The sequence below is a fragment of the Actinacidiphila guanduensis genome, assembly GCF_900103985.1.
Classification (GTDB): domain Bacteria; phylum Actinomycetota; class Actinomycetes; order Streptomycetales; family Streptomycetaceae; genus Actinacidiphila; species Actinacidiphila guanduensis.
Genome location: NZ_FNIE01000004.1, coordinates 199,333 through 219,220 on the forward strand (window position 1 = coordinate 199,333; position 19,888 = coordinate 219,220).

General features: G+C 71.9%; 17 protein-coding genes. 5 read left to right on the forward strand and 12 right to left on the reverse strand.

Features of this window, described 5'->3' with window-relative positions; translation table 11 throughout:
• Positions 1-450 precede the first annotated feature (450 nt).
• Positions 451-5,058 (forward strand): LamG-like jellyroll fold domain-containing protein, encoded by a 4,608-nt coding sequence (locus BLR33_RS09945; RefSeq protein WP_143031666.1) that lies wholly within the window; start codon positions 451-453, stop codon positions 5,056-5,058.
• A 92-nt stretch (positions 5,059-5,150) separates the two neighbouring features.
• Here the strand turns inward: BLR33_RS09945 and BLR33_RS09950 are convergent, their stop codons facing one another.
• The 4 genes from BLR33_RS09950 to BLR33_RS09965 form a co-directional block, all read right to left on the reverse strand.
• Complete coding sequence (locus BLR33_RS09950; protein WP_093783970.1) at positions 5,151-7,940, reverse strand: ricin-type beta-trefoil lectin domain protein; 2,790 nt, start codon at positions 7,938-7,940, stop codon at positions 5,151-5,153.
• A 278-nt stretch (positions 7,941-8,218) separates the two neighbouring features.
• Positions 8,219-8,884, reverse strand: coding sequence for a Type 1 glutamine amidotransferase-like domain-containing protein (locus BLR33_RS09955; protein ID WP_093783971.1), 666 nt, complete (start codon positions 8,882-8,884; stop codon positions 8,219-8,221).
• Positions 8,885-9,087: 203 nt separating this feature from the next.
• Positions 9,088-9,615 (reverse strand): DUF1062 domain-containing protein, encoded by a 528-nt coding sequence (locus BLR33_RS09960; protein WP_176930229.1) that lies wholly within the window; start codon positions 9,613-9,615, stop codon positions 9,088-9,090.
• Positions 9,616-9,854: 239 nt separating this feature from the next.
• Entirely contained in the window at positions 9,855-10,694 is an 840-nt protein-coding gene (locus BLR33_RS09965; RefSeq protein WP_093783973.1) for a helix-turn-helix transcriptional regulator, read from the reverse strand.
• Between the two features lie 238 nt (positions 10,695-10,932).
• Between BLR33_RS09965 and BLR33_RS09970 the strand changes: the two genes are divergently transcribed.
• Both BLR33_RS09970 and BLR33_RS09975 read left to right on the forward strand, forming a co-directional pair.
• On the forward strand, positions 10,933-11,955 hold the full coding sequence (locus BLR33_RS09970) for an aldo/keto reductase (RefSeq protein WP_093783974.1): 1,023 nt from the start codon (positions 10,933-10,935) through the stop codon (positions 11,953-11,955).
• 81 nt (positions 11,956-12,036) lie between these two features.
• Positions 12,037-12,543, forward strand: a complete 507-nt coding sequence (locus BLR33_RS09975; RefSeq protein ID WP_245771318.1) for a GNAT family N-acetyltransferase — start codon at positions 12,037-12,039, stop codon at positions 12,541-12,543.
• 320 nt (positions 12,544-12,863) lie between these two features.
• On the opposite strand, the gene BLR33_RS09985 is transcribed toward BLR33_RS09975, so the two are convergent.
• Both BLR33_RS09985 and BLR33_RS09990 read right to left on the reverse strand, forming a co-directional pair.
• Positions 12,864-13,268, reverse strand: a complete 405-nt coding sequence (locus tag BLR33_RS09985) for a VOC family protein (protein WP_093783975.1) — start codon at positions 13,266-13,268, stop codon at positions 12,864-12,866.
• 444 nt (positions 13,269-13,712) lie between these two features.
• Complete coding sequence (locus BLR33_RS09990; RefSeq protein ID WP_093783976.1) at positions 13,713-14,189, reverse strand: DUF1877 family protein; 477 nt, start codon at positions 14,187-14,189, stop codon at positions 13,713-13,715.
• A gap of 129 nt (positions 14,190-14,318) precedes the next feature.
• Here BLR33_RS09990 and BLR33_RS09995 point away from each other — a divergent pair, with 129 nt between their 5' ends.
• Positions 14,319-14,828, forward strand: a complete 510-nt coding sequence (locus BLR33_RS09995) for a 2'-5' RNA ligase family protein (protein WP_093783977.1) — start codon at positions 14,319-14,321, stop codon at positions 14,826-14,828.
• A gap of 27 nt (positions 14,829-14,855) precedes the next feature.
• Here BLR33_RS09995 and BLR33_RS10000 read toward each other — a convergent pair whose 3' ends face one another.
• The 4 genes from BLR33_RS10000 to BLR33_RS10015 form a co-directional block, all read right to left on the reverse strand.
• Positions 14,856-15,314 carry a GNAT family N-acetyltransferase gene (locus BLR33_RS10000; protein WP_093784283.1) on the reverse strand — a complete coding sequence of 153 codons (459 nt, stop codon included), beginning with the start codon at positions 15,312-15,314 and terminating at the stop codon, positions 14,856-14,858.
• Positions 15,315-15,386: 72 nt separating this feature from the next.
• Positions 15,387-15,758 carry a VOC family protein gene (locus BLR33_RS10005; RefSeq protein ID WP_093783978.1) on the reverse strand — a complete coding sequence of 124 codons (372 nt, stop codon included), beginning with the start codon at positions 15,756-15,758 and terminating at the stop codon, positions 15,387-15,389.
• Positions 15,759-15,779: 21 nt separating this feature from the next.
• Positions 15,780-16,808 (reverse strand): SDR family oxidoreductase, encoded by a 1,029-nt coding sequence (locus tag BLR33_RS10010; RefSeq protein ID WP_093783979.1) that lies wholly within the window; start codon positions 16,806-16,808, stop codon positions 15,780-15,782.
• A 450-nt stretch (positions 16,809-17,258) separates the two neighbouring features.
• The gene (locus BLR33_RS10015; RefSeq protein WP_093783980.1) at positions 17,259-18,413 is read right to left on the reverse strand and encodes a serine hydrolase domain-containing protein; all 1,155 of its coding nucleotides are present in this window, start codon (positions 18,411-18,413) and stop codon (positions 17,259-17,261) included.
• Positions 18,414-18,469: 56 nt separating this feature from the next.
• Between BLR33_RS10015 and BLR33_RS10020 the strand changes: the two genes are divergently transcribed.
• Entirely contained in the window at positions 18,470-18,856 is a 387-nt protein-coding gene (locus BLR33_RS10020; protein ID WP_093784284.1) for a MerR family transcriptional regulator, read from the forward strand.
• Positions 18,857-18,914: 58 nt separating this feature from the next.
• Here BLR33_RS10020 and BLR33_RS10025 read toward each other — a convergent pair whose 3' ends face one another.
• A complete protein-coding gene (locus BLR33_RS10025; RefSeq protein ID WP_093783981.1) occupies positions 18,915-19,379 on the reverse strand; it encodes a DUF1877 family protein in 465 nt (154 codons plus the stop codon).
• Positions 19,380-19,415: 36 nt separating this feature from the next.
• Positions 19,416-19,844, reverse strand: a complete 429-nt coding sequence (locus tag BLR33_RS10030) for a VOC family protein (protein WP_093783982.1) — start codon at positions 19,842-19,844, stop codon at positions 19,416-19,418.
• Between the last annotated feature and the right edge of the window lie 44 nt (positions 19,845-19,888).

Genomic DNA, 19,888 nt, shown 5'->3' on the forward strand with positions numbered 1-19,888 from the left:
TGACAAGTCACCACAAGACGGCAGCCGATCGTCCCATCCGCCACTCGCGGAACGGCCGAGGGGAAATTGACACTGGAGGCGGACGGGCCGCTCCCTTACCGTTGCCGACTGTCCGGGGGCGTCGGGCCCCCGATGGAAGGGGGGCGACTTTCCGTGAACGGACTCCGCAGCCGCCGCAGAACATCCCGCGGCCGCCGCCTGCTTGGCGCACTTGCCGTGTTCGGCCTGCTCACCGGGGGTGCCTCGGCGCTCGCCGCACCCGCGGGCGCCACCGCGCCCGGCGGCCACGCCGGCCGTAACGCACCGCGCGCCTCCGCCCGCGCGGCGGAGGACGGAATCGGCACGCAGGCGGCGCTCGCCCGTGCTTCCGCTTCCGGAAAAGCCGTTGCGGTCACTTCCGCGACAACCGCGACAAGTACGGTCACCGCGAATCCGAATGGCACCCTGACCGTGCGCCAATTCACGATTCCGGTTCGCAAGAAGATCGGCGGAAAGTGGAAGGGCCTCGACCCGACTTTGCGGCGTACCGCGGACGGGCGGATTTCACCCGCGGTCTCGACCGGCGGGATCGACTTCTCGCCCGGCGGCAGCGGGCCGCTGGCGACGATGAGCGCGGGCACGTCCTCGCTGTCCTTCACGCTGCCGATGCGCCTGCCCGCGCCCCGGCTCTCCGGTGCGACGGCCACCTACCCGGACGTCCTCGACGGCGTGGACCTGTCGGTCACCGCGGACGAGCAGGGCGGCTTCTCCGAGGTCCTGGTCGTGAAGGACGCCGCCGCGGCGGCCGACCCCGAGCTGCGCTCGCTGACGCTGGCCACCAAGGCGCACGGCGTGCGCCTCTCGGCGGACGCCACCGGGAACGTCGCCGCCAAGGACCGCACCGGACGCCCGGTGTTCACGGCCACCGCTCCGCGCGTGTGGGACTCGGCAACGGACGCCGCCGCGCCCCAGGCACCGACGAGCACCGGCAAGAGCGCCGCCGGCGACCCGGCCAAGGGGTCCGCCGCGAGCACGTCGGCGGGCCCCCCGACGGGACAGGCCGTGACCGACCCCCTGACCGGCACCGCCGTCGATGCCGCCAGCGGCCTGCCGCTGCGCTCCTCCCCCGCCGCGCCCGGCGAGCACGCCCACACCGCCGCCCTGAAGCTCGCCGCGAAGACCGCGGGCATCACCCTGACTCCCCCGGCCGCTCTGCTCGGCGCCCCCTCCACGGTGTACCCGGTCTACATCGACCCCACCTTCACCGCGCCCTCCGCAAGCAGCTCGCTGCAGGCCTGGACGCAGACCAACTCCTACTACCACAGCGCGAGTTACTGGAAGTCGGGCGACCTGCTGCGGGTCGGCTACCAGGACTGGCAGGAGCCGACCTTCAAGGCCCGCTCGTTCGTGCAGATCTCGGTGCCCTCGAAGATCTACGGCGCCACCGTGCTGTCCTCGCAGCTGAACTTCACCGAGGAGTGGTCGCCCTCCTGCACCGCCACCGGCGTGCAGCTGTGGAAGTCCTCCGGCATCTCCTCGGGCACCACGTACGACAACCCGCCGACGCTGAGCAGCGAGATCGACAGCGCGACGGTCGCGCACGGCCATGACTCCTCCTGCCCCGCGGCGGGTGTCGGCTTCGACATCGGCAGCGCCATGCAGAGCGCGGCCACCGCGAAGTCGGCGAGCCTGACCTTCGGCCTGCGCGCCTCGGACGAGTCGGACGCGTACGGCTGGAAGGAGTTCTCCGACAAGGTGAGCGTCAGCACCACCTACGACCACGCGCCCACCGTGCCCAACACCATGAGCACCTCGCCAGTCACCTCCTGCACCACCAGCACGGTCGGCGACGGCGATGTGACGCTGCATGTCAAGGCGTCCGACCCGGACGGCGGCACGGTCGGCGTGGCGTTCTCCGCGGTGAACCACGCCACCGGCGCCACCGTGGCGAGCAGCAGCTCCGGTTCGCTGACCGCGTCCTCGGGCAGCACCTTCTCGCTGAAGATCCCCAAGGCGACACTGGAGAGCACCGCGAGCATCAAGGCGCTGCAGATCGACTGGAAGGCCCAGGACACCGACTTCCACTTCACCAGCGCCTGGAGCAGGACCTGCTCCTTCACCTTCGACCCCAGCAGGCCCGGCGCACCCGTGATCACCCTGCCGAACACCTCGGCCGAGTGCCCGGTGACGCCGCCAGCCGACGACAGCACCGACCCGCCGACGGTCGGCACCATCGGCAGCCACTGCTCGTTCACGATCAGCCCCGACCCGGGCGGCGCCGTCACCCCGACGGCGTACGTCTACCAGCTCAACGGCGGGCCCGCGCACACGCTCGGCGCCTCCAGCGGGCGGATCGTGCTGACCCCCGAGCGGTTCACCAACACCCTCACGGTCACGAGCCTTTCGGCCGGCGCGAACTACGGCGACACCGCGAGCCTGGTCTTCGACTCCGCGACGCCGCAGAGCGCGGCCGCCGACGGCGACCTGACCGGCCAGGGCACCCCCGACCTGCTGGAGGTGGGCGCCAAGTCCGTCAACGGGCTGCCCTCGGGGCTGTGGATGGCCACCGGCCAGGCCGGTCCCGGCCACAGCGGCAACGGCCACGTGGACTCCGCCGCCACGGACATCGGCATGTACGGCAGCGGCGTCGACGCCGACAGCGCCACCGGATTCGGCACCCCGGCCGACTACGACGGGGCGATCGCCTTCACCGGGCTGTTCACCCGCGACAACCTCCAGGACGTGCTGGTCTACTACCCCTCCGGCCCGCACGCGGGCACCGGCGAGATCCTGCACGGCAACGGCGACGGCTCCGCGCTGGACGCCGGCAACCCCGCCGACATCCTCTCCGGCTCGCTGGACGACCCGTTCGGCGACGCGCCACTCCAACTCGCCGACGCCGACGGCGTCACGGGCGACAACTCCGGCGGCCAGAGCGCCTATCCGGACCTGATCGGCATCTCCGGCGACACCACCAACGGTTACTACCTCAACCTCTACACCGGCGACACCGGCACCGTCGGCTCCTACGGCAGCGGCCCCGGCGGCGTCGACAACTCCCTTCCGCTGCTGACGACTGCGACCCCCACCGGCGGCACCGACTGGCAGGACTGGACGCTGGCGAGCACTGTGCTGCCCGCGAGCAGCCCCACCCCGGGCACCGCGCTCTACCTGTGGGACAGCGCCACCGGCGACCTCTACCTGTGGACCGGCCTGTCCTACGACCCGGACACCGGCGCCTTCTCCTTCACCTCGCACCACGTCTCCACCGACTGGAACACCGGCGCGAGCCGCACCCTGCAGGCGGCCGACATCGACGGCGACGGCACCCCCGACCTGTGGAGCACCGACGCCTCGGGCAAGGTGACCGCGGGGCTGATGGCGGCCGACGACAGCGGCTTCCGCAGCGCCGTCACCCAGGACACCCTCGCCGCCCAGAGCCACATCTGGGACCTGGACGAGCAGACCGACGGCACGGTCGGCTCCACCGCCGGCTCCGCCGACCAGACCTCGCCCACCGGCCCGGTGATCACCTCGGCGAGCAGCGCCGCGATGTGGTCCACCGGCGACCTGTTCAGCCCCGACATCCAGCTGAACACCGGGGTGAGCGCGACCACCGCAACCCTGACCTCCTCGGCGGCCCCGCTCGACCTCTCCGGCAGCTTCAGCCTCTCGCTGTGGGCCAAGCCCACCATCGCCGGCGACGCGATCGTCTCCCAGAGCGGCACCCACACCGCGGGCATGAAGGTCTACGCCGACAAGGCCACCGGCGAGTGGTACTTCTGCATGGCGGCCAGCGATGTCGCGAGCCCGACGACGGACTGCGCCCGCGGCTCCCACGTCGACCTCGGCACCTGGACCCACCTGACGGTCACCTACGACGCCGCCAACAAGATGATGGCCCTGTACGTCAACGGTGTGGACGCCGGAAGCATCGCCCACACCCCGACCACCGCCGCCTTCAACGGCGCCCTGGTGATCGGCGGTTACCTCAGCAACGGCGCCATGACCGCCTTCCTGGACGGCGCGGTCTCCCAACTGCGGACCTGGAAACAGGTGCTGACACCCACCCAGGTCGCGGGCACCGAGACGAACGGCAACTTCACCCTGTTCCCCAACGACTCCACCCGCTACGCCAGCGGCAGCAGCTGGACCCGCAACGCCACCACGGTCGCCTTCGACCAGGGCCGGTTGACCGTCACGGTCGCCGGCACCCCGATGTGGACCAAGGGCACCGCCACCACCCCGGCCGCCACGCTGAGCTTCCAGACCGACGGCAACCTCGTCGCCTACCCCGACGCCACCACCCAGAGCGGCGCCCTGTGGGCGAGCAACACCAACTTCGGGCAGGGCGGGGCGATGCTGCTGCAACCCGACGGCAACCTCGTCATCTACCTCGACGACGGCATGCCGGTGTGGGCGACCGGCACCGCGTACGACTACGCCGACCAGTGGACGCTCACCAGTGCCTCGGGCGGCGACGATGCCGCCGGCCTCAACCCCTCCAGCCCCTCGGCGAGCGTCACATGGGGCCCGAACCACAAGGGCACCCCGGGCGCGGCCGCGGTCTTCGACGGCAGCGACGGCGTCATCCGCGCCACCGCGCCCGCAATGGACACCACCAAGAGCTACACCGTCTCGTGCTGGATCGAGGTGCAGACCCTGGACACCACCCAGTTCTGCGCGGGCCAGGGCACCACGTACCACCAGGCGTTCTACCTCGGTTTCAGCTCCACCGACGGCTGGGTCTTCCGCACCACCACCAACGACCCGAGCACCACAGCCACCATCATCACCACCTCGGCTCCGGCTCTGATCGGCACCTGGGAGCACCTGACGGGCGTCTACACCGCGGGCAGCGGCACCATGCAGCTCTACCTGGACGGCTCCCTGGCCGACACCGCCACCAACACCACACCCCAGTACAGCCCCGGCGGTCCGCTGACCATCGGCGCCATCGCCACCGCGAGCGCGCCGAACAGCCTGTACAACCAGCTCACCGGCAGCGTCAGCGACGTGCGCGCCTACCCCGGCGCGCTCACCGCGAGCCAGGTCGCCGCGCTCTACGCCAGTTCCTGACCCCACGCCCACGCGCGCGGGGCCGCGACCACCCGGCCGCGGCCCCGCCGGCGTGCGGCAGTCCTTGCGTCAGGCTCACCGGCCGGGCCGGCTCAGGCGCGGTCCCATTCCTGGTTCGTGGCCCCGGTGCAGCCGGAGATCTCCAGCGGGCTGCTGTTCGCGGTCGCGCCGCCGGTCACCTCCAGGCAGGTGCCGGAGCCGACGTTCTGCACCGTCCCGTCGGAGCGCACCCGCCACTGCTGGGTGGCCGTCCCGGAGCAGGTGCGGATCTCCACGCCGGTGCCGTCCGCGGTGGCGCCGCCGACCGTGCCGAGGCACTTGGTGCCGTAGACGGTGAGCTGGTTCGTCGCGGTGGAGGTCCACAGCTGGTTGGCGCCGCCGTTGCAGTCCCACAGCGCGGGCTGCGTGCCGTCGTCCTGCCTGAGCGCGGGCACGTCCACGCAGCGCCCCGACTGCCGGCCGCGCAGCAGGGCGGTCGTGTCGCCGCGGTCCCACAGCTGGTTGGGGCCGCCGTTGCAGCCCCACAGTTCCAGCGCGGTGCCGGGGGCGGTGGCCTGGCCGGTGGCGTCCAGGCAGGTGCCGGAGGCGCCGTTGACGACGCTGCCGTCGTCCTCGACCGTCCACTTCTGGGCGGCGCTGCCGGTGCAGGGGGCGATCTGCACGGCGGTGCCGTCCGCGGTGGCGCCGCCGGCGGGCGTCAGGCAGGTGCTGTCGTCGTAGACGGTCAACTGGCCCGCGGGGGTGGCCGTCCAGTGCTGGTTGCCGCCGCCGTTGCAGTCCCACAGCTCGACGGCCGTGCCCGCGGCCCGGCTCGCGCCGGTGACGTCCGCGCACAGGCCGGACTGGCGGCCCTTGAGAACGCCGCCGATGTCGCCGGGCGGGTTCGCGGTCACCGACAGGTTGTCGAACTGGTCGGTCTGGTAGCCGGCGGTGCCGAAGCCGATCTGGCCGCGGTGGTAGGCGCTGTCGGTGGCGGTGCCGAGGGTGGCGCCGTCGGCGGTGGCGGTGATGGTGTCGCCGGAGAAGCCGAGGCCGAGGGTGTGCCAGGAGTTCAGGCCGAGGGCGGCGCGGCTGCCGGACGCCAGGGTGGTGAGGGTGCCGGCGGTGGAGCTGCGCGCGATCGACCAGGAGCCGGTGTCGCTGATCCGCAGCTCGTAGGCGGCCTGGTGGCTCTGCGGGCGCTGCTGGGTGCCCGCGCGGCCGATCAACTCGACGGTGCCGGCCTGCTGGAGGTCCACGTCGGTCTTCACCGTGTAGTCCGACCAGGTGGGGTCGCCGCCGAGGGTGAAGGCGTCGGAGTCGTCCTGCCACTCGATGGGTTTGACCGGTGTCACCTGCTGCACGCACTGCCCGGAGCGGCCCGCGGCGCACGGCCGGACCTCGAACGAGCCCTGCATGTCGGAGAGGTAGCGGGCCTCGGTGGCGGTCGCGTCGCTGTCGTAGCTGTCGGAGTACGGCAGCGCGAGGGCGTGGTCGGCCGGTGCGGTCGCGGTGCCCTTGCCCTGGCCGGTCGTGGTGGTGAGCGTGTAGACCCAGCCCGGCTGGAGGGTCAGCGCGTAGGTGCCGCCGGTGGGCGTGAGGTCGGCGGTGTGCACGAAGTCCGTTGCGGCGCTGGGGTGGTCGACATCGGTCGCCCACACGTGGACGGTGCCGGCCGACAGGCCGCCCTCGACGTGGATGCTCGCCGTCTGCGCGGTGGTCGCGGTGGTGGTCTCCAGCACCGTCGACCAGTCCGTGCCGTCGGGCGACTTCAGGCTGACGTAGGAGCCGTTGCTCTCGGCGCCACCGAGGTAGCCGGAGGCGGAGTCCACGAACGTCCAGCCGGGCTGGGCGAATTGAGTGAACTGCGCGGTCGCCCACGTGTTCTCGCCGATGGTGTAGTGGCCCGACCAGGGCGATCCGGCGGTCGCCAATCCGACGGTCGCGTAGGGGAGGTTGGGGTAGATCGCCGCGACGAGGGGCCAGTTGAGGTAGGCGGTCATCTTGGCGTCCACGTAACCGCGGACGATGGAGCGGACGAGGGCGGGCGCGCCGGAGTCCATGTCCTGGGAGCCGTTCTCCGAGGCCCACAGCGGTTTGCCGTTGTTCTTCGCGGTGTCGGTGCTGGAGCAGGTGTCGGCGCTGCCGCCGTCGCCGCCCGCGCAGGGGTAGTGGGCGCCGATGACCGAGACGGCGTCGTTGAACGCGGGGTCGGCGGCCATGTCGTCGGCCACGCTCCAGCCGCTGTCGTCGGCGACGATCTGCACCGAGCGGTAGCCGGCGGCGTCGAGCGCGGAGCGCAACTGGACGTACCAGTCGGCGTCGTGGCCGCGCTCGTTCCAGCCGCCGAGGTAGCTGATCGTCAGGCCGTGCTGCTTGGCGCACCCCAGCCACGAGATCAGGTAGTCGATGGTGTCGGTGGACCAGAAGCCGCCGTTGATCCAGCCGGGCGCGGCCCACGCCAGGCCGTACAGCTTGAGGTGCGGGTTGCGGGCCTCGGCCTGCTCGGCGAGCTGGAACTCGTACCCCGCGTCGCAGTTGATCTGCCCCTTGGTGTGCTCGATCGAAGGCTCGGACCCGTCGGTGGAGTTGGCGTCGCCGCCGATCTCCAGCTTCAGCAACTGAAGGTCGGCGCCGTACCCGGGCTTGAACAGGTAGTCGAGGATCTGCGCGCGCTGGGCGGGCGGATAGTCGCTCAGCAGCCGGGAGTTGCCCCCTCCCCCGCTGATGGCCCCGATCCCGTCGAAGGTCCGCCCGCCCTTGGTCCCGTTGAGGGTGATCTGCGTGCCTGCGGCGTGGGGCGAGCGCTCGGGGGCCGCCTGGGCGGCGGCGGGAACGGCCGCGAGGAGAGCGGCGAGCAGGGCGAGCACGCTGAGGAGGGCGGAGCGCCACTGTCGGACCATGGGCAACCCTTCGACGGGGGGCGGGAGTTGGGCGTGCGGCGGTTCCTCGGGGCGGGTACGGGGCCGGTGAGCCCCCTTCGACATCGTTGTCACAGTAGGTCGGCGGGCAGGCGAGCTTGCGGACTGCCTCGTGCGCGTCGTCGCGGACCTCTCAGCGGATGTGCGGGCACTTGCTGCGGGACCGCCCGCCGCAAGCCGACGCTTGTGCGCTGCCCGAGGCCAAGGCTTCGACAAACACCGCGGCTCCAAACGCCCCTCGCATCACACAGGACGCCGGCTCACTGGAACAGCCGCCAGTGGCCTTCGGAGATCACGTCCACGGTGCCGTCGGCCACCTTGATGGCGGTCTGTTCGTCAATCGCGTACGCGGGGCCGCCGATGCGGGCCGCCCAGCGTTCCGCGTCGGCCATGGTGTTCTCCGGGCAGGAGGGATGGTCCAGGTGCGGGAAGATCGAGAAACCGACTGCGCCCAGCGCGCTGTCGCCGCCTGTGGGCGGCTTCCACCCCACGAACTCCTCCCCCACGCGCGGGGTCATCACCATGCTCCCGGCGCTCAGCCCCACGTAGACCGTGTCCGGCAGTGACGGCAGGAGTTCGGCCAGCCCGGACTCCCGCATCCAGTGGCACAGGTACAGCGCGTCTCCCCCGTTGGCCAGCAGGACGTCGGCCTCGCGGACCCAGGAGACCCAGAGCGCCTCGTCGAGGCTGGGCAGGGCGGTGAGTTCCAGTACGCCCACCGACTTCCACCCCAGCCCGGTCATGGGGTTCGGGGACTGTCCGCTGACGAACCGCCAGGGCCCGCCCGGATCGGCGTAGGGACCGCCGTACCCGGCGGTGGGAATGCACAGAGCGGAGGACTCGGCGATCGGCTTGCCGAGGAGGTCGACCAGCGCCGCCTGGATGCTCGCGTTCTTGATGCCGGAGTCGGTGAGGAGAAGCTTCATCGTGTCCTTCCCAACGCTGCCCGCACGCGTCACCGGTCGACCGCACGCCGACGCGTCACAGGGGCCACCCTGCCACGGCGGCACCCCTGAGCGCGAGGCCGGTGCGCCTCGTTCCGATGACCGTCCCGGCGGACAGCGGCCGGGCCCGGGAGCGGGCCGGGCGCCGTACTGGGCCCGCCCGGCCCCCTTGGTGAACAGCCGCCTCAGCGTTTCAGGGTGAAGGTGAAGTCACCTGCCGATCTGGTGTTGAGGCGGACGGCCGAGACCAGTTTTCCCTCCTTCGCCAGACGGTCGGCCTGCGCGCGGGTGAGGGCGCAGCCCTCGGCGATCAGGCGGAGCGGCCGGATGGGGATCGCGGCGGCGAAGCGGACCGAGACGTCGATCGACTCCTGGTCGAGGTGGGCGGTGCCGCCCGTCTCCAGGCGCCAGGCGTCCTGCCAGTCGAGGGCGACGCGATTGCGGTGGAGCAGGGCCGGGTCCTGGAGGAGTTCGACGGCGAGGCCGATGTCGTTGGCGTGCAGGCGGTCCAGCAGCGCGGGCCGCACCGCGCGCACGCTCGTGCGGTCCAGGACGGTGAGCTTGACGGTGTCCTCGCAGGTCGTGCACAGCACGAGGAGCCAGACGTCGAGGAGTTTGCGGTGGGCGTTGATCCGGAACTTTCCGCCGGTGCGGAAGCGCTCGCAGCCGCAGGCATGGCAGCGGCGGCGGACGAGCGGAAGGCAGGTGGGCATGACCACCCAGCTGTGGAGCACAGGGATACACCGTTTCAGTGAGAAGTCCGCAGCAAAAAGCAGCGCGGCGCACAGGGCGCGACGCGCGACGATTCAGCACTCGGGAGGTCTCACTTGGTGTACAACGGCCGACCCTTCCTCCGACGACTCCGGCGGGCAGCACCATAAGGGCGTACGAGGCGCCGTTCCACTGTTTTTCCCCGCCCCCGCCCGGACCCGCGGACCGCGGCACGGTGGTGTCAACTCGTCAGGCTCTGCAGCCCGATCACGCGCAGGAGTTGGAGGCGATCGTACGACTCCGAGCCCGGGCGCGCGGTGTAGAGGACCAGCCGCTGGTCGTGCTCGGGGCTGAGCATGACCTCGCAGTCGAGTTCCAGCGGGCCGACGACCGGGTGCTGGAAGCGTTTGACGTCGGAGCGGCGTACGGCGACATCGTGGGTGTCCCACAGTGCCGCGAACTCCTCGCTGCGGGCGCGCAGTCGGCGGACGAGCGCGGCCAGCCGCGCGTCGTCGGGGCGGCGGGCGAGGGTGGCGCGAAGGTCGGCCACGGCCGCGCGGACGCCGCGGTCGCGCTCCTCGGGCGGGAAGAGTTCACGGGCCTCCGGGTCGGTGAAGTAACGCCACACGACGTTGCGTTCGGCTTCGGGCCGGGCGGAGGCGTCGCCGTGCAGCGCCTTGGCCATGGCGTTCTGCGCGAGGACGTCACCGCGGTCGCTGACCACCTGCGCGGGCGAGTCGGTGAGCCGGTCGAGGACGAGGAGCAGGCCGGGGCGGACGTGCTCGGTGGGCGCGCGGTTGCTCGGCGGCTCCTCGCCGGCCAGGTGGAAGAGGTGGTCGCGCTCGTCGTCGCTCAGCCGCAGTGCGCGGGCGACGGCGGTGAGCATCTGGCGGGAGGGACGGGAGCCCCTGGCCTGCTCCAGCCGGGTGTAGTGGTCGGTGGACATCCCCGCGAGCTGCGCGACCTCTTCCCGGCGCAGCCCCGGGGTGCGGCGGCGGGCGCCCTGCGGGAGGCCCACGTCGGAGGGGGCGAGTCGGGTGCGGCAGCGGCGCAGGAAGCCGGCCAGCTCGTTTCTGTCCACACCTCCACCATGCCGCGCGGCGGCGGGCCCAGCCAGGGAGAGCGGGTCCCTGGACAAGGACGTCCCTCCCGGGGGCGCGGGAGCTGCCGCAGGCTGGGAGGCGGACCGGGGTCCGTACGGGGCCCGACCACCGGCGGGGCTGCCGCCGGGCTGCGGGCAGACCGCCGTACGGCTTGCGCCGGCGGTGGCCCCGGAGCGGTATCCACCCCCCTTCACCTGCGAGGAGAGGCGTTTTCGCATGCAGTACCGTTCACTCGGCCGGACCGGGATCAAGGTGAGCCCCTACGGGCTCGGCGCGCTGATGTTCGCCACGTCCGTCGGCAACCCCGACCCCGCGGACTCGGTCCGTGTCATCCACAAGGCGCTGGACGCCGGGATCAACCTCATCGACACCGCCGACGCCTACGCGGACTCCGAGGAGATCGTCGGCAGGGCGCTCAAGGGGCGGCGCGAGCACGTCGTCCTCGCCACCAAGTGCGGCCGCCCGGTGGGCGAGGACCCGAACCAGCAGGGTGCCTCGCGGCGCTGGATCACCACCGCCGTCGAGAACTCGCTGCGCCGCCTGCAGACCGACCACATCGACCTCTACCAGATCCACCGCCCCGACCCCGACACGGATGTCGAGGAGACCCTGTCGGTGCTCACGGACCTGGTCCGCGCCGGGAAGGTGCGGGCGATCGGCACCTCGGGGATGCCCGCGTCCGACATGGTGGCGGCCCAGTGGGCGGCCGAGCGGCGCGCCCTCGTCCGCTTCCGCACCGAGCAGCCGGCGTACTCGCTGCTCAACCGCGGTGCCGAGCGCGAGGTACTGCCGGTCGCGCAGCGCTACGGGATGGGCACGCTGGTGTGGGGTCCGCTCGCGCAGGGGCTGCTCACCGGGCGGGTCCGCGCGGGCGAGGCGAACGGGCTGCGGCGTGCGAAGTTCCTCCGCCACCTCAACGACGAGCACCGGATCGAGACCGCGGGGCGGTTCGCCGCGCTCGCCCAGGAGGCGGGGCTGGCCCCGGCGCAGCTCGCCCTGGCGTTCGTGATCGCCCACCCGGGCGTGACCAGCGCACTCGTCGGCGCCCGGACGATGTCCCATCTCGACGCCCTGCTCGCCGGGCTCGACGTCGCCCTCACCGACGATCTCCTCGACCGGATCGACGCGATCGTCCCGCCGGGTACGGATGTCGGCGCCCTCGACCAGTCCTACGCGCCGCCGCCCCTCACGGTCCCGGGCCTGCGGCGGCGCTTCCTGGGTGAACGGTCGGCCGCCTGATTCCCGAGGGCGCATCCTTGTCGGGGGCGCTCACCCTTATTCCGGAGGCGCGCTCGCCGCCGCGCCCTCTACGGTGCCGGTATGACGACCGTACGGGTGATGACGCAGGCCGATGTCCGCGCGGTGTCGGCGCTGCGGGTGGCAGGGTGGCAGGCGGCGTACGCCGGGCTCCTTCCGCAGTCGTACCTGGACGGTATGACGGTGGAGGGGGATGCGCGGGAGCGCCACCGACGGTTCGCGCATGCGCGGGAGGGGGTGGCCGACTTCGTCGCGGTGGACGGTGCCGGCGAGGTGGTGGGGTGGGCGTGCGTCGGCCCCTATCGGGGCGAGGTGGCCCCGGGCGAGTTGTACGCCCTCTACGTACGGCCCCCGCTGATCGGCTCCGGAATCGGCCGCGCCCTGATGGACACGGCCCACACCCACGCCCGTACCCACGGCTTCACCTCGATCCGCCTGTGGGTCCTCCGCGACAACACCCGGGCCCGCCGCTTCTACGAGCGAGCGGGTTACACACCGGACGGCACCGCCCAGACGGAGTCCTACGACGGAGTCCCCATCCCCGAAGTCCGCTACGAGCGAGCCCTTTAGCATGGGACCCGGGGCGGCGGTTCGACACTGCGGTTGTCCCCCGGGCGTGGATCGAGGAGCGCTTCGGCGTTGAGCGCCTGGAACACCTTCGAAGCCGGATCGTCGCGTACGGCAGCAACGGGACGATCACGCTCAGGTCGCAAGCCGAGGAGGTGACGGCCTACTTCGTGGACGCGGCGCGCGGCCCGTTGTTCCCGCCGATCACGCCACGGGACGTCGACGCTGCGGAGCACGTCATCGGACGTCCGCTGCCCGCACTCCTGCGGCGGATCTACATCGAGATCGGCGTCAAGGGCTCTACGACCTCGACCTTCCGAAGGTCAGGAGTTGGTCCAGCTGCGGGTGCTGAGAACCAATCGGTAGCCATCTGGATCTTCGATGCTGGCGCCCCAGTTGTCCCAGTACGGATTACGAGCCTGCACACGCTTGCCGCCGTGGGCTTCCAGACGTGAGAGAAGCGTTTCCGGTACCTGGCCGTCGAGGTAGACGACGAGCAGGTCCTCCTCGGTAGGCCGCGGTTTTACGGCGGCGTCGTGGACGAGTTCCAGGTGCCAGGAGGCGTCCGGCCAGCCGATCATCAACAGATCGTGGTGGTCCGGCCTTCCTGCGCTTTCCGCGCGGAACAGAACGCTCAGTCCGAGCCCACCGACCCAGAAGTCTTCTGCAGCGACCAGGTCGCGCGACGGCCGGGCGATGCGGATGTGGCTCTGGCCGGTGGCAGGCATGGAATGCTCCTCGTCAGTGATCATGTTCTGGCTGTGGCAGCGTATGCGCGGGGACCCGCCACGGCATCGGCCCCGAGCTTCAGGAGCGACTGGCCATCGGACCTACGACCACGAGCCGATCCGGTCCCGAACGGGGCTCGCACTGGATCACCCACCCGGGCCCGGCCCGTGCGCCGAAACTCTCAACTCCCGGACCAGGCAGGCCAGTCGGCTCGAAGAACCGACACCCGGCCACCCGTCACGACGTGGGCAGAACGACCAGGCGCCCTGACTCCATCGCCGAACGTAATCGGATCAAAGGCTCGCAAAGGTTAAATAACAAGCTGAGCCACCCGTGACCGATGAGCCGACCTGTCCCCGGTCCCTTTCAGCGGCCTCGTGATTCCGAAACGACCAATAGGCCACCGGTGCCGCGTCTGCTGCGGCCCGGGGCGCGGCTTGCGGTCAGCCGAGCCACTTCACCACGGCATCGCCGGACGCGGCGCACGCGGCGTAGAAGTCGCGCAAGGTGTGGAAGTTGTCCACCACCACCTCGACTTCGTGCGGGTCCTCCGGGGCCGCGCCGTACAGGCCGCGCAGGGATGCGCGCCGCTTCTCGTACCTCTCGCGGATGTCGTCGTCCTCGTAGCTCCCGGCTGCGCCGCCGCGCAACTCCTCGGCGATGGCCCGCACGACGCGGGGCGTGATGCCGAAGGTCCCGCCGTAGTCCGCGTGGCCGTCGAGCAGGGGGAGGCCGCCGCCGAGGGCGACAGCGGCCAGGCCCGGGTGGAAACTGCCGGATTCCAGGACGTGGTGGAGGACCGCCCATCCCTTGGCGATCTCCTGGCACTCGCGGGTGAGGCCCGCGCGTGACGGATTCCCCTCGAGCCAGTCCTCGAATGCCGCCGGAGTCACGCCCCACAGGGTCAGCTCGATGCTCACCGGGCCCCGTCCCCCGTTCCGTAAAACGCCGGTCCTGTTCGCCGACGATCACCTCACCGAACGTACAACACCCCACCGACAGAGGTTCCTTGTGCGCGGGTCGGCAGGGGTGTGGGAGGGTGGCCGGTCGTGGGGCAGGCGCTGGTGATGTTTCTTGACGGCTCGGCCGAGGCTGCTGTCGAGGGGCTGCGGGAGCGGTTGGTGGGGGGCGGGGTTCTCGGGGCGGGCGGCTCGCCGGTCCTGGGGCGGCCGCACATCACCGTGGCCGTGGCCGAGCGGATCGTGCTGGGCGAACCTGGGGTGCCGGGGCAGATCGCCGATCAGACGCTGGCCGTGCGGATGGAGTCGGTCGGCGTGTTCGGCGGGGCGCAGGGGGTGCTGTTCCTCGGGGTGACCGTCACGCGGGCGCTGCTGGAGGCGCACGCGGCCGTCCACGCGGCAATCGGGGGTGACGCGGGCGGTCCGTTCGGCCACTTCCGGCCGGACATCTGGGTCCCGCACTGCACGCTGGCCACCGGACTGGACGGTCCGGCCCAGGGCGAGGCCGTCGCGTTACTGCATCCGCTGCCCCTGATCACCGGGCACGTCACGGGCGTCGGGCTGGTGGATACGGAGACGGGGGCGGACCTTCCGCTGTGACGGCTCATCCATGGGTCGACCGTACGATCATCGCTGCGGGGTCACGGTCCGTGGTGTGCGGGCCATGAAGACGTCGATGGGGTCCTCGGATACGAAGACGAAGCCGTGGCGTTCGTAGAGGCGCCGGGCCGCGCTGCCTTGGAGGACGTCCAGCCGGACCAGGGTGCCGTCGCGGTCGCAGCGGTCCAGCAGCCGGCGCAGCACGGCCGCCCCTATGCCCGCGCCCTGGTACCGCGGGTCAAGGTAGAAGTGCTCGAGCCAGTGGGCGTCCCCCTCGGGGCGCAGCGCCACGGACCCGCCGAACGCCCCGTCCACCTCGATGATCCACGTCCACGCCGGATCGAACCGCTCACGAACCCGCTGCCGCGCCCGGTCCTCGTCCCACCGCCCCAGCCGCTCCAGATCCCCCCGCATCACCACGGCCTTCAACGCGGCCACCGCCTCGACATCCCCCGCGACGGCAGCCTGCATCCCCCACTCCACCATGATCATCACCCTAACCGACGGGGTGCTCCGTCGCTCCCGGCATGCCCTCCTTCGCCGGAGCGGCCCGCGCCGCTACGCCGGGAGGAGGGTGGTGAGGCAGAAGGGGTGGCCGGCGGGGTCGAGGAGGACGCGCCAGCCGGCCGGGTTCGGCTGGTGGGACGGCTTCGTGGCGCCCGCTGCCAGGGCCTGGTGCTCTGCCTTGTCCAAGTCGGCTACCGCCACGTCCAGATGGAACTGTTTGGGCTCCCCGTCGGGCCACCGCGGGGGTTTGTGGTCGGGGACGCGGACCGTGACCAGCAGGAGGCCACCGAGGTCGACGCCGCAGAAGGAATCCGTCTCGACGGTGATCGTGCCGCCCAGCACCGACACCCAGAACTCCGCGAGGGCGCGGGGGTCGTCGCAGTCCAGGGACACCGATCCCAACCGGCCGATGGGCTCGCTCATTTCGGCTCCGTTCCTTCCGGGTCAGACCGCTTGGGCCACGTTCAGGGCGAGCAGGCTCTCGGCGGTCTCGGTGATCGTGTCCGCGATCGGGCGCGGCTTCCAGCCCAGCACCCGCTGGGCCTTCGCCGAGGTGGCGTCGAGGTTCTTGCCGAGGATCGAACGCAGCGGACGCAGCTCGGAGTTGACCAGGGACAGGCCCCGGGTCGCCCAGACGGGAAGCTCCCTCGTGGGCACCCCCGCGGCACGCTCGCCGAGGCGCTCGCGGAGGATCTCGGCGACCTCGCGCAGCCAAAGGCTCCGCCCCGAGGTCGCGATGAACCGCTCCCCCGCGGCCGCCGGATCGGTCATCGCGCGCAGGTGCAGGTCGGCCACGTCGCGCACGTCCACGTACCCGGTGGCGAACTTCAGCGTCGCCGGCATCGCACCGTCCAGCATGCGCTTGACGAGCCCGAGGGACGGGGAGTAGTCGGGGCCCAGCACGGGGCCGAGGACGCCGGTGGGGTTCACGGTGGCCAGCTCCAGCCCTTCACCCTGCGTCCTGACGAAGTCCCAAGCGGCGCGCTCCGCAAGCGTCTTGGACTTCTGGTACGGCTGGATGCCCGCGTCGACGTCCGTCCAGTCCTCCTCCGTGAACGGTGTGTCCCGCTCCGGGTGGCCGTAGGCGACGGCGCCGATCGCCGAGGTGAGGACCACCCGCCGTACGCCCGCGTCGCGGGCCGCGCGCAGGACGCGCAGCACACCGTCGCGGGCCGGGCCGACCATCTCGTCGTCGGAGCGCGGGACGCTGGTCAGCGTCGGCGAGGCGACGTGCAGGACGGCGTCGCACCCCTTCACCGCCTCCGGCCAGCCCGCGTCCTTCGTGAGATCGGCGGTCAGGACGCGTACGGGCGCGTCCGGCGCGGCGCCACCGTGCCGCAGCATCGCCCGCAGCTCCGGCTCGCGCGACAGACTGCGGACGGTGGTGCGCACGGAGTGCCCGGCCTCCAGCAGTGCGAGGATGCACCAGCTTCCGATGTAGCCCGACCCGCCCGTCACCAGCACTTCAGCCATGGGTGCGTCCTCCTCGGACGATCAATTCGGCAAACAAGTGGAGGGTTCTCCGCTTGTTCCTCCAAGGTAACGGAGAGACCTCCGCTTCGGCAAACGGGCGGCAGGCGCGTGTCGCTGCCGCGCCCGGAAGCGAGGAGGCGCCGAGCCGCGCGCTCCGGGGTTGGGCGGCGGTGACGGCGGGGTGGCAAGCGGGGCGCTTGGGGTGGGCGGCCGTGACGGCGGCCCTGGCCCCGCGGGCGGCCGCGGCGAGCAGCCCGAAGGAGGCCGCGGCCCTGTCCCGGGGGCCACCCGTCGGCGTCGGCAGCAACCCTCGTACGGCGCTCGCTCCTCTCGGGCTGGCCGGGTCGCGGCCCCACGGGGGGGCTCGCCCCTGACCCCGGTACGGGCCCCCACCAGGCGCTACGGGGCCGCCGCCCCACAGCAGGCCCACCCCCGACCCCGGTACCACCCTCACCCCTGCCCGGACGCAACCCCCATCGCCTCGTACACGGCCCTCACGTAAGCCGCCGCCCGCGCCGAGCCCAGAATGTCCGCCCCCATATCGTTCATCACATAGGTGATCGTCATACGGCGGTCCAGGTCCACGATCGCCATCGAGCCGCCCCATCCGCCCCAGAAGGCGATCCGCCCCTCGGGTATCCACGGCAGTGTGCGCCCCGAGGCCAGGGCGAACCCGATGCCCCACGTCAGGGGGAGGCCGTTGACGAGGTCCACCCCCGCGGACTGCCGGTCGAAGACGAGTGCGATGGTGTCGGGCCCGAGCAGCCGGCCGCCCGGCGTGGCGCCCTCCAGGGCGAGCGGGGCCAGGATCCGCGCGAGCGCCCGCGCGTTCCCGTGCCCGTTCGCCGCCCCCAGGTCCGCGGTCCGCCACGCCCGCGTGTTCGCGGCACCGGCCTCGATCGGCGGCCCGGTGAGCGTCCGGTGGGCGACGGAACCGGGATCGAGCGCCGAGGGGTCGAAGGCGACCGCCGGAGGGACGACGTCCGCGACCCGCGGCAGATCCGCGTCCCCCACCCCGATCCGGAAGTCGGCGCCGAGCGGCCGCGCCAGGTGCCGCTCCACGAAGTCGCGCAGCGGCAGGCCGGTCAGGCGGTGCACCAGCTCGCCGATGAGGTGGCCGTAGGTGAGCAGGTGGTATCCGGACGCCGAACCGGGCCGCCACCAGGGCGCTTGCGCGGCCAGCCGGGCCGCGGCCGCGCGCGTGTCGTACAGGTCCTCGATGCGCGCGGGCTGCTCCAGGCCGGAGAGGCCGGAGGTGTGGGAGAGCAGGTGCCGCACCTCGACGTCCCGCTTGCCGTTCGCCGCGAACTCGGGCCAGTAGCGGGCGACCGGCGCGTGGACGTCCAGTTCGCCGGCATCGACGAGCAGCAGGGCGGCCAGGCTCGTCACGGTCTTGGTGAGGGACCACACGTTGGTGATCGTGTCGCGCTCCCAGGGCTGCGTACGGGCGGCGTCCCGGTGGCCGCCCCACAGGTCCACCTCCTGCCGGCCGTCGACGTCCACGACCAGCGAGAGCCCCACCTCCGCCCCGCTGAGCAGCTGCTTTTCCACCGCGTCGCGGACAGGCGCGAAACGGGTGCTGACGGTTCCGTTCAGTTCGGTCATGGCAGCAGGCTCCGACCTTGACACGTGCGTCAAGGTCAAGCCGTACGATGATCGGTATGCGAATCGGCGAACTGGCCGCGCGGGCGGGCGCCTCCACCCGGCAGGTGCGGTTCTACGAGGCGAAGGGCCTGATCACCTCGCGGCGCGGGGCGAACAACTACCGCGACTACAGCGAGGCCACACTGGGGCGGGTCCAGCAGATCCGCGAACTGCTCTCCGCGGGGCTGTCGACGCAGGTGATCGCCGCGATCCTGCCGTGCCTGGAGTCACCGCGGGACCCGATCGTCTTCGAGGGGGTCCTGCCCGAGACGACGGCGAGACTGGAGCGGGAGCGGGACCGGCTGACCGCGCGGATCGAGGTGCTGACGCGCAACCGCGACGCCGTCGCGGCATACCTGGACGAGCTGCGCCGGCGCTCCGAACAGGCGGAACGTTCCGGTTGACGGGTTGGAGTAGGCCGCCGACACGGGCACGGGTCCCGCGCTCGCTCCCGGCGGCGGCTCAGCCCAGCCAGACGGCCATCGCGTCCCCGGCCTCCGCCGCCGCGGCGTAGAAGTCTCGGACCTCCCGGAAGGCCGCCACATACTGTTCGACCGGCCGTGTATGGACGCCGTTGCGCGCGCCGTAGCTGCCGGTGAAGTCGAGGGTGCGGTAGCGGTCCTCGATGTCGGTGTCGCCGAGTGCGGACAGCTGTGCGGCCACTTCCCGTACCAGGGCGGGTGACAGCACCCGGGTGCCTCCGTAGTCGGGAAGGTCCTCCGGCAGCACCTCGCCTCCGGCGACGGCCCGCGCCGGTCCCGTGACCGGCACCGGCACCGGGCCGTCCGCGAGGATGCGGGCCAGGACATCCCACTCCTTCCCCACGCGCAGGTTCTCGGCGACGTGATCCGGACCCAGTTCGCCGGCCGCCACCGCCTGGGCGTACGTCGCCGGGCTGATGCGCCACATCGTGAACTCGATACTCATCGGTGCCTCCGTCGCCGGCCGAGGGAAGCCGTGCGCTCAGTCGATGCAGAACTCGTTGCCCTCGATGTCCAGCATCGGGATGCAGGAATCCTCGCCGTCGTACAGCGTGCGCACGTGGACTGCGCCGAGCGGCAGCAGCCGTGCGCATTCGGCTTCCAGTGCAGCCAGGCGTTCCGCGCCCACGAGCCCGGTACCGACCCGCACATCAAGGTGCACCCGGTTCTTGACGGCCTTCCCCTCGGGGACGCGCTGGAAGTACAGCCGAGGTCCCACGCCTGAGGGGTCCACGCAGGCGAACCATGAACCCCGCTGCTCGGGCGGCTGCGATTGCTGGTAGTCGTCCCAGGTGGCAAAGCCCTCCGGTGGCGGCGGCACGACGTACCCCAGCACCTCGCACCAGAAACGGGCGAGACGCTCGGGTTCCGCGCAGTCGAAGGTCACTTGGAACTTCTTGATCGCCGGCATCGGAGCACCGTACCAAGGGCACCCGCGCCCCTGCCGGTCATTCC